This is a genomic window from Pseudoflavonifractor phocaeensis, assembly GCF_016901955.1.
GTDB lineage: Bacteria > Bacillota > Clostridia > Oscillospirales > Oscillospiraceae > Flavonifractor > Flavonifractor phocaeensis_A.
Map to the genome: position 1 here is coordinate 23208 of NZ_JACJLC010000029.1, position 8810 is coordinate 32017.

The 8810-nt window shown below is 52.5% G+C and carries 9 protein-coding genes; 6 read left to right on the forward strand and 3 right to left on the reverse strand.

The genetic code is table 11. The features are described 5' to 3' along the window. Positions 1-120: 120 nt before the first annotated feature. Positions 121-1380, forward strand: coding sequence for a sensor histidine kinase (locus H6B51_RS08515; RefSeq protein ID WP_204883273.1), 1260 nt, complete (start codon positions 121-123; stop codon positions 1378-1380). 363 nt (positions 1381-1743) lie between these two features. On the opposite strand, the gene H6B51_RS08520 is transcribed toward H6B51_RS08515, so the two are convergent. The 3 genes from H6B51_RS08520 to H6B51_RS08530 form a co-directional block, all read right to left on the reverse strand. Beyond that, a complete protein-coding gene (locus H6B51_RS08520) occupies positions 1744-2892 on the reverse strand; it encodes an aldo/keto reductase (RefSeq protein ID WP_204883274.1) in 1149 nt (382 codons plus the stop codon). A gap of 193 nt (positions 2893-3085) precedes the next feature. Continuing rightward, positions 3086-4249, reverse strand: a complete 1164-nt coding sequence (locus H6B51_RS08525; protein WP_204883275.1) for a hypothetical protein — start codon at positions 4247-4249, stop codon at positions 3086-3088. Further along, positions 4216-4452, reverse strand: coding sequence for a hypothetical protein (locus tag H6B51_RS08530; RefSeq protein ID WP_204883276.1), 237 nt, complete (start codon positions 4450-4452; stop codon positions 4216-4218). The genes H6B51_RS08525 and H6B51_RS08530 overlap by 34 nt, the downstream gene beginning before the upstream one ends. 419 nt (positions 4453-4871) lie before the next feature. On the opposite strand from H6B51_RS08530, the gene H6B51_RS08535 reads away from it, so the two are divergent. From H6B51_RS08535 to H6B51_RS08555, 5 genes are all read left to right on the forward strand, one after another. Further along, positions 4872-6146 (forward strand): sensor histidine kinase, encoded by a 1275-nt coding sequence (locus H6B51_RS08535; RefSeq protein WP_204883277.1) that lies wholly within the window; start codon positions 4872-4874, stop codon positions 6144-6146. A 252-nt stretch (positions 6147-6398) separates the two neighbouring features. After that, positions 6399-6968: an EFR1 family ferrodoxin gene (locus tag H6B51_RS08540; RefSeq protein WP_204883282.1), complete on the forward strand. Its 570-nt coding sequence runs from the start codon at positions 6399-6401 to the stop codon at positions 6966-6968. Between the two features lie 80 nt (positions 6969-7048). Continuing rightward, positions 7049-7771 carry an alpha/beta fold hydrolase gene (locus H6B51_RS08545; protein ID WP_204883278.1) on the forward strand — a complete coding sequence of 241 codons (723 nt, stop codon included), beginning with the start codon at positions 7049-7051 and terminating at the stop codon, positions 7769-7771. Positions 7772-7790: 19 nt separating this feature from the next. Beyond that, complete coding sequence (locus H6B51_RS08550; RefSeq protein ID WP_204883279.1) at positions 7791-8009, forward strand: aspartate dehydrogenase; 219 nt, start codon at positions 7791-7793, stop codon at positions 8007-8009. A gap of 216 nt (positions 8010-8225) precedes the next feature. Then, complete coding sequence (locus H6B51_RS08555; RefSeq protein ID WP_204883280.1) at positions 8226-8702, forward strand: flavodoxin; 477 nt, start codon at positions 8226-8228, stop codon at positions 8700-8702. The last annotated feature ends 108 nt before the right edge of the window (positions 8703-8810 follow it).

The window sequence follows — 8810 nt, forward strand, 5'->3', positions numbered from 1 at the left end:
TGAAACAATGGTTACACAATATTTAAATTGATTTGCACAAAATCTGTGTACTGCTGCTCCGAATAGCGGCAACGGATTTGAGAAGGCCTGGAGGAATTACCGGCTGGAGGAACGGAACATATGGTAGAGCTGTTTATCATGGAGTATTTGACGGTGTTATATATGATTATGGCGTTTCTGTTTATGGACAGTCGGTATTCCCGGCGGCGCACCCTTTTCATCGTTTCCTGCGTCACGATCCTGCTAATGGCGGCAGTGGTCGCTCTGTACCGGGCAGCCGATATGGACGCCGCCTTTTGGATCTATGCCATAACCATCCACATCCCGCTGATACTGCTCCTTTTCACGCTCAGCCGATTCCGGGGATGGCGGTTGATCTTCCAGCAGCTCTCCGTCGTTCTGTTCTGTACGCTGATTCACCACATATCAGGGCTGATCTACTACCTGTCTGGCAGCCGCTTTTGGGTGCTGGTGCTATCCTGCGCGGTTCTCAGCACCTGGGTCATCTGGTTTCTGGTCCGTTTTTTGCGGCCGCTGTTTTTCCAGATACTGTTGGAGCTGAACCGGGGCTGGTGGCTGATATGCCTGGTAATGGCAACCTACTATATCATCGCCGTCTACCTGATTCCTGGATATGCAGGCTTCGATCCCAGAAGTACCATCATCAAACCAGCGATTGGCTTGCTGATGTTGGGGGTTTATTTCATTTTGATGTTCTTATTTACCAGCATCAAAAATGAGATGGAGGCCCGTCACAACGCCCAAATGTCCGCATTGCAGTTGTCGGCTCTCCAGAGCCGCATGGAAGCGGTGAAAGCGGCGGAGGATGCCATCCGCACAGAACGCCATGACCTGCGTCACCGGCTCCAGGCTGTGGCGGAGCTGGTGTCGCGAGGCGACAAAGATGCCGCCCTGGACTTTCTGGATGCGGCGCAAAAGCGGCTGGTTGAGCAAAAGGAACTCCGCTGGTGCCGTCCACCGGTACTGGACGCGGTGTTTTCCTCCTACTTTGACCAGGCCCAAAATCAGGGCATCTCCGTGGATGCAAAGATTTCCCTTTCCGACACTCTCTCAGTAAATGAGGGCGAATTGGCTATTGTCCTTGCCAACGCTCTGGAAAATGCCATCCATGCCAATCTGGATCTGCCCCAGGATCAGCGGCAGATTCGCTGCAAGATAGCAGGTACCCCCAGTATCATATTGGAAATCTCCAACCCTTGTGCCGGCAATATCTCCTTTGACGACAGCGGGCTGCCAATGGCCAAAAAGGAAGGACATGGCCTTGGTGTGCAGTCCATCTCTGCTTTTTGCCGGAAAAACGGAGCAGTTTGCCAGTTTGACCAAACAGACGGCTGGTTCCGGTTGAGATTGGTGCTGTGAAATCATGCCGTTTTCATAACACCCAGCACATCCATTGATAGTGATTTGATCTTTAAATAAAATACATATTATGAAGAGAAATCAGATAACTACACCTGCATTGGAAACTGAGAGGAGCATTGGCAACCGAAAAATATTGATGTATCAGCTCGGTGCGGCGGCTTTCTGTCGCATATGGAGTTTCCGGCCTTTTCCAGTAAGGTCAATACGCCCGACACCCCAAAAACACAAAAAACGCTTCCAAACCAGGATCTGTAGATACTATCGTCTCTGGTTAGGAAGCGTTTTTAGTCATAGAGATGTACAATAGAGCATGAGAGAGCTATACTCCGGAAAACTCACCCGGCCTTCTTGTTCTACGGCTCAAAGCAGGTGAAGTTCCTTGATTTTCTCCATTCGCAATGTCACTGGAACGCCGAAGGGACACCGTTTCTCGCAGTTCCCACAGGCAATGCAGTCCTCGGCCCTGGCACTGAGGGCCTGGTAGTGGGCCCGGATAGACTCCGGGATCTGAGGCTGCATCTCTGCCAGGTCGTAGAGCTTGTTGACCATGGCAATGTCGATACCTTTAGGACAGGGCGCACAGTGTCCGCAATAGGTGCACTGGCCGGAATAGGCATGGCGGGGCGCACCAGCCAGGGTGCTGGCGTAGTCCCGCTCCTCCTCGGAGGCCGTCTCATAGGCCACTGCCGCCAGCACATGCTCCGGGGTATCATAACCCGCCAGGATGCTGGCCACTGCTGGTCGGGTCAGGGCGTAGTGGATACATTGCACCGGGGTCAGCGCCACACCGAAGGGGGAGGTACCCGCGGAAAACAGTCTCCCACCGGCATACCCCTTCATTACGGTGATCCCTATGCACCTTTGTTCGCAAAGCTTGTAGAGTTGGGCACGATCCGGATCAATGCCGCTCAATCCCTCCGAGTAATGCTCCGCTGAAAAATAATCGTTCATGTCCTCGCTGGCAGGGAGCAAGTCAAAGGCGGGGTTGATGCTGAACAGGAGCATCTCGATCTCCCCGCTCAGGGCAGCCAACATGCCCACCTTGGGGTTGTGGGTGCTCAAGCCAATATGGCGGATGACGCCCTTGGCCTTCTGTTCCTTCACGTAAGCCAGAAATTCTCCCTCCATAATGCGGTGGAACTCGGCCTCCTCATCCACGAAATGGATCATACCCAGGTCGATGTAGTCGGTACCCAGCCGGTCCAGCAAATCCTCAAAGGCAGGCTTCACCTTGTCCATGTCCCGGGTACGGACATACTGGCCGTTCTGCCAGGTAGAGCCGAAGTGCCCCTGGATGATCCAGCGTTCCCGCCTCCCGGCGATGGCTGCGCCGATGTTGGAACGCACATTGGGCTCCGACATCCAGCAGTCCAGAATATTGATTCCCTGGGTCTCGCAGCAGTCGATCACCGTCCTGACTTCCTCCGCACTGTGGCGTTCCAGCCACTCTGCCCCCAGGCCGATCTCACTGACCATCAGACCCGTATTCCCCAGTGCCCGGTACCGCATGGGAACTCCCCCTTCCAAGCCTTAAAATTCTGTTTCAGTGCTGATCCTGCCCCAGCAGGCGCTTTATCTTTATCTTATCATACTTTTGTGGGTGGTCAAGACCGATGTGCTGCCTTATGCTCCCATGCGGGGGAGCACCTATCGGTTAGGAGCGGCTTGACTATCTTCTTCTCATCCTATTCACCGTCATTTTCTATCGTTTCTTCAGGCGCTCCTCCGCGGCATGGATGGCTTCGGCCAAGTGCGCCTTTTCCTGGGGTGCGCCCAAGGCAGGCCATGCCTCATCTCCCTGGAGTATGCTTTTGCGGGGCACTTCGCAGCGGCACAGATAGACGGTAAACGCCTCCCGCAGCGCCTGAACCGTTAGGCCGGAAGAGACAGCCAGGGCGACAAAGAAACGGTCCTGCAAATCGGTGTACGCGCAAAGGAATTGCTCCGTATCCTCCAGCTGCCCTTCGTCGTCATAGAGAATGTGTCCGCTCAGGTCAAACTCCCACATACTCATGAGATAAAAGAGCTCCCGCAGAGTCATCTCTTCTTCCGCCAAAAGTCGGGACAGGTCCCGGTAGAAATACCGGCTTAGGGTAAGGCAGACCGACGGCTTGAGGGATTTCCGCAGCACTGCCAGATCATCTTCACTCTTGGCGGCTACGTCCAGCCCATAAACTGCGGCATAGTCCTCCCAGAAGTCGTCCGGGGTAACCTGAATGAGCTCAACGGCATAGAGCAGGTTCAGAAGCTCCCACTGCTCCTCCTTACTCTGGCAATCAAAAAAGGCAAACACCGTCTCCAGATAGGGCTGCTGGCTCAAACGTGGAACTTCGATGAGCTGTTTTCCTCGCAGCAGCGCGGGCATGGTCAGGCTGTCCAGATAACCAAGCATGCTCCCATAAGTGCTTGGTTCAGGCCCATAGAAAACGGCGGCAAGCCGTTCGGCCGAGGCCTCGATAAGCCATGTCCAGTAGAGAAAATTGATTTCCAGGTCATCCCACTGATAAGTAAAGCCATCATTCTGAGAGATCCCTAACTCCTCTTGCATAGGCTCCGCCATATTCTGCAAAAGGTGTTCCGCCTCGTGGGTAACAGTCTTGTGAGCCTCCATCTCATCTCCAGTGATACCCACCATTCCGTCAGCGCCAGAGGGGCGGACCTGCATCAGCGATCCCTTCTGGTAGGAGGCGTTGGCAAAGGTACTCCCCTGGAGGATCTTCAGGTTGGCTAAATTCCAGTCGATAGAGGCAAGCTGCACGCCGAAGTCCGTTCCCGACAGTTCCTGATTGACTGTATCGGTCACTACCTGGCACACCCAGGAAAAATAATCCTCTACCGTCTGAATCCCCTCCTCCGAAATTTGCATCTTCTCTGCCAGGAGAGTCTGGTCTTCCGCGCTCTCCTCCGTCCCATGTACTGGACCAGGATGGCCTCCATGGTAAGCTGGGCCTCGCTTTTGATCTCCTGCACCGGCGGTGTGACTACAATTTCAGGGGTTGGCGTGCTTCCGCATGCGGTCAGAGACACCAGCAGCCCCAGGCAGAGCAGCAGTGAATCCGACCGTCTCATACGCAAGCCCCTCCGTCCTGCCCCCGCTTTTCCTTCTTTGCCAGCCACCAGATCTGGAACGTCACCGCAGGTATCAAGTGAAGTCCATATAAGCAGGCCATTTTTTATGTTTCTCCTGCCGCTTTCTGCACTGAATGATCGAGACCATGTGCAGAATCAGGTAAAAAAGAACGGAAAGACCTGCAAGGTTCTTCTGGCTTGTATTGTGTTGGAAATTTTGATAGACTGAGGAAAAGATGGGGTATTCTATTTTTCATATGGGACAATTTTGAGAGGGACAGAGCCAGACGGCCCTGCTGGACAATGACTGCCCTTAGTACTGCCCTGCTCTGTGGCGATTCTTCTTGAGAAGAGCTGAGACAGTCACCGGCTGACAGAGGTCAGCAAACCGTAATTGTAACTGACAGAACGAGGAGGAGTTGAAACTGGATCTCTATCACACTCTGTTTGTTGGAGTATCACAGGTATTTCTAGGCAGTTATGTGATGCTGATGACTGATTTCCGTAGGCCAGTCGCTATATGGCGAGCCCGATGGATTGTTACAGCGGTAACTGTTGTCTCTGCCAACTTGTTTGGGCTGCTTTTTCTGAATTTCTGGGACACCTATTTGCGTGTGGGTATTTTTACTGTAACGCTTCCTTATGTCTTGTCCACACTCTGGTGCTCCAGTCACCGGGACTTCCGCGCTGTCTTTAATATGGCAACCGCCCTATTCATTGGCTGTGTTGGAACGGCAATCGCCAACCTGGCAGAACTGTTTTTATGGAGGAATGAATTTTTTTCTCTTTTTGTGCGCATTGCTTCTTTCGTTGTCATGTTCTTTGTCTTACGGCGCTTCAGCGTTACATACCGGAATATGCTGCATCAAATGAATCACAGCTGGGGAACCTTATGCATCATTCCTATCGTCTCATTTATTGCCCTGATGTATGTCGTTAATCATTCCGAATCGATTGGCCCCATAGTCTCATCAATCTTTATTTGCAGTCTGCTGGTGGTGTGCGGCTGCTCCTACTATCTAATGTATCTCTTTTTTGAGCGGGTACAAAAAGAAAACCGTGCCATCTATGAGGCACAACTGTCTGTTTTACAGTTGTCTGCTCTGCGGGGGCGGATGGAGGCGGTACGAGTTGCGGAGCATTCGATCCGCACGGAACGCCACGACCTGCGCCACCGGCTTCAGGTCGTCATGGAAATGGTATCCCGGGGCGAGGGGGAAACCGCGCTGGACTTTCTGAATGCCACAAAAAAACGGCTGGATGAGCAGAAGGAAATTCGCTGGTGCCGCCCACCAGTGCTGGATGCAGTATTCTCCTCCTACTTTGAGCAGGCCAAAAACCAGAATATCTCTGTGGATGCCAAGATTTCTCTGCCAGACACGCTTCCTTTAGATGAAGGTGAACTGGCCATTGTCCTGGCTAACGCTCTGGAAAACGCCATCCATGCCAATCTGGAGTTACCGCAGGATCAACGAAAAATCCGCTGCAAGATGGTAGGCACCCCCAGCATCTTACTGGAAATCTCCAATCCCTGTTCCGGTAAAGTTTCTTTTGACAGCAACGGCTTTCCGGTTTCCCAAAGAGAAGGACACGGTCTGGGTATCCAGTCCATCTCTGCTTTTTGCCGAAAAAATGAGGCTGTCTGTCAGTTTGATCTGATAGACGGCTGGTTCCTGCTGAGGCTAGTACTGTGAAATCATGCAACTTATATAATACTCAGGAACTGTATTTCCGGTTTCTTGCAATATCTCTCTGACCGTCTGTCATTGACAGGTCAGGGTACTGACGGTATGATAGAGTCGTACTTAAAATATCGTGCCAGCCAAGGAAGAGGGCGTATACACTATGATTTTCTATTTTTCTGGAACAGGCAATTCGGCGTGGGCAGCCCGGCAGTTGGCACGCCTCACCGGTGATGAGACCTATGATATTGCCAATCTGAAAAACTGCCGGATACGACGCATGCCACACAGATTGGTTTTGTCTTTCCGGTCTATGCCTGGGGCGCGCCAGAGATCATGGCAGACTTTGCAAAAAAGCTGCCTAAATCCCAGATGTTCACCTTTGGCGTCTGCACCTGCGGAGGGGATGCCGGCCTTACCATGAAGCAGTTTTCCAAGCTATACCCTCTAAGCAGCAGTTATAGCTTACAGATGCCCAACAACTACATTATCGGCTCCGATACCGATGACGAGAGCAAAATCATTCAAAAGATTACCGCCGCCCGAAAGGAACTGGAGCGAATGGCCCAGGAGATTCAACGACAAGAGCAGGTATACCGTGTCCATGAGGGCGGCTTGGCCGGATTGAAGTCCCATCTCGCCAACTTTGGGTTCAACAAATTTGCCCGAAGCGCAAAGCCTTTCTTCGCCGGGGATCGCTGTAATGGGTGCGGCCAGTGCGCTAGGAATTGTCCGGCATCCACCATTTCCCTTCGAGACAGCAAGCCCGTATGGGCGGCGCAGTGCTTCCAGTGCTTGCGCTGTATCAACGAATGTCCCCAACAGGCTATCTAATATGGAAAATCCACAGCCGGGCGGCGCCGCTATACCATCCGGGCCTATCTGTCCCAGGATGAGCAATGAGGAATCCACCTATGAAAACAAATCGAATATCCCGGCGGAAAAAGCTGCTACTGGCCGGAGGGATCATCCTTTTGATCCTTGCTATTTTGGCGGGGGTGTTTTTCTGGTATGTGTCGGATTACTACCGGGCAGAGGATGTGGCTCTTGCAGTAACGACCCAGAGCAGTGGAATCTCTCAGCAGGACAATCTGACCATCTTGTCCCCGACTTATCCCACCGATACCGCCATCATTTTTTATCCCGGCGCCAAGGTGGAAGCCGAAGCCTATCTGCCTCTGTTGGATCAGATCCGCCAGACCGGAGTCATCTGTATTTTGGTGCATATGCCCTTGCATATGGCGATTTTTGATGTCAATGCGGCAGAAACAGTGATTGCCCGGTTTCCAGAGATCCAGCATTGGTATATCGCTGGGCATTCCATGGGCGGCGCCATGGCATCCAAATTTGCTTCTGACCATCCTGACCAGGTAGATGGACTTATCCTGCTGGGCTCCTACATTTATGGCGATTATCCGGATGAAAAAACCCTGACTGTGTACGGCTCCCTCAACCAAAGTGTGGAGGATCACATCGATTACACAGAGAACATTGTGGAGATCGAGGGCGGCAACCACGCCCAGTTCGGAAACTACGGCCCGCAGAAAGGAGATACGGCCGCTACGATCTCCGCGGAGGAGCAACAGGCCCAGACGGTGGCCGCCATTGAGGCATTTCTCTGCTCGGCCGATACTTAGCCCTGAGGAGGTACACGGGATGTTTTTCAAGAAAAAGCAGAACAAGCGTACCTATGACAAAGAAAATCAGAAGCCGGTGATCCGCTCCAGCATCTGCACTGGCGAAAGGGTCGCGGGATTTCAGGATATCCACACCGGGAAATTTACCGACATCATGCTGATCCGCACCTCCGGGGACCTGAAGGAGTTCTGCCATCTCTACAGCATTGATGAGGCGGAACTTTCCACCCAATACTGAAAACAGTATAGACTCCATCCGGGCCTGCTCCGTCCTATCTATCGTTCAGTCCCACCGAAACTCTAATATTACCAAAGTACAGAGCAGCATCTTCTGTCTCGCTCACACAAGATAAAAATGCCTTTGCAGAATAACGACAAATAGAAAACGAGTATTTTACATTCTTTCGCATTGAATTTACAATAAAGCCGGAAGATGTGTAAGGAGGTTATTCGTATGAACGCATTGGTCGCTTATTTTTCCGCCACCGGCACCACTGCAAAGGCGGCTAAGGCCCTGGCAAACGCCGTGGACGGTGAACTCTACGAGATCAAACCCGCTGTTCCCTACACCAGCGCCGACCTGAACTGGATGGACAAGGGCTCCCGCTCCAGCATTGAGATGATGGATGCCCATTCCCGACCTGCCCTGGCTGACGTCAATGCTCCGGTGGCAGTACACGATGTGATCTTCCTGGGTTTCCCTGTGTGGTGGTATGTGGCCCCCACCATCCTTAACACTTTCCTGGAGGCCTACGACTTCACCGGAAAGACCATCATTCTTTTCGCTACCTCCGGCGGCAGCGGTCTGGGCAAGTCAGCTGCTGGGTTGCGCCCCAGCGCACCCCGCGCCAAGATTTTGGATGGCCGGATGCTCAATGGTAGTCTGAGTGAAGCGGAGCTGAAAACCTGGGTGGAGGGGCTTAAGTTATAAAGGTAAGCGCTCAATAACCACCCGTATACAGTCAAAACCCGGTAGGACTTGCAATCCTACCGGGTTCGTTTATTTGCAATCAGAGGTCTCCAAATATTTACGGCGTTT

What these genes read in the sequence shown, in the direction of transcription:
- H6B51_RS08520 (WP_204883274.1), bottom strand. Translation starts at nt 2,892, where the DNA reads ATGCGGTACCGGGCACTGGGGAATACGGGTCTGATGGTCAGTGAGATC.
- H6B51_RS08545 (WP_204883278.1), top strand. Translation starts at nt 7,049, where the DNA reads ATGAAAACAAATCGAATATCCCGGCGGAAAAAGCTGCTACTGGCCGGA.
- H6B51_RS08550 (WP_204883279.1), top strand. Translation starts at nt 7,791, where the DNA reads ATGTTTTTCAAGAAAAAGCAGAACAAGCGTACCTATGACAAAGAAAAT.
- H6B51_RS08515 (WP_204883273.1), top strand. Translation starts at nt 121, where the DNA reads ATGGTAGAGCTGTTTATCATGGAGTATTTGACGGTGTTATATATGATT.
- H6B51_RS08525 (WP_204883275.1), bottom strand. Translation starts at nt 4,249, where the DNA reads ATGCAAATTTCGGAGGAGGGGATTCAGACGGTAGAGGATTATTTTTCC.
- H6B51_RS08555 (WP_204883280.1), top strand. Translation starts at nt 8,226, where the DNA reads ATGAACGCATTGGTCGCTTATTTTTCCGCCACCGGCACCACTGCAAAG.
- H6B51_RS08530 (WP_204883276.1), bottom strand. Translation starts at nt 4,452, where the DNA reads ATGAGACGGTCGGATTCACTGCTGCTCTGCCTGGGGCTGCTGGTGTCT.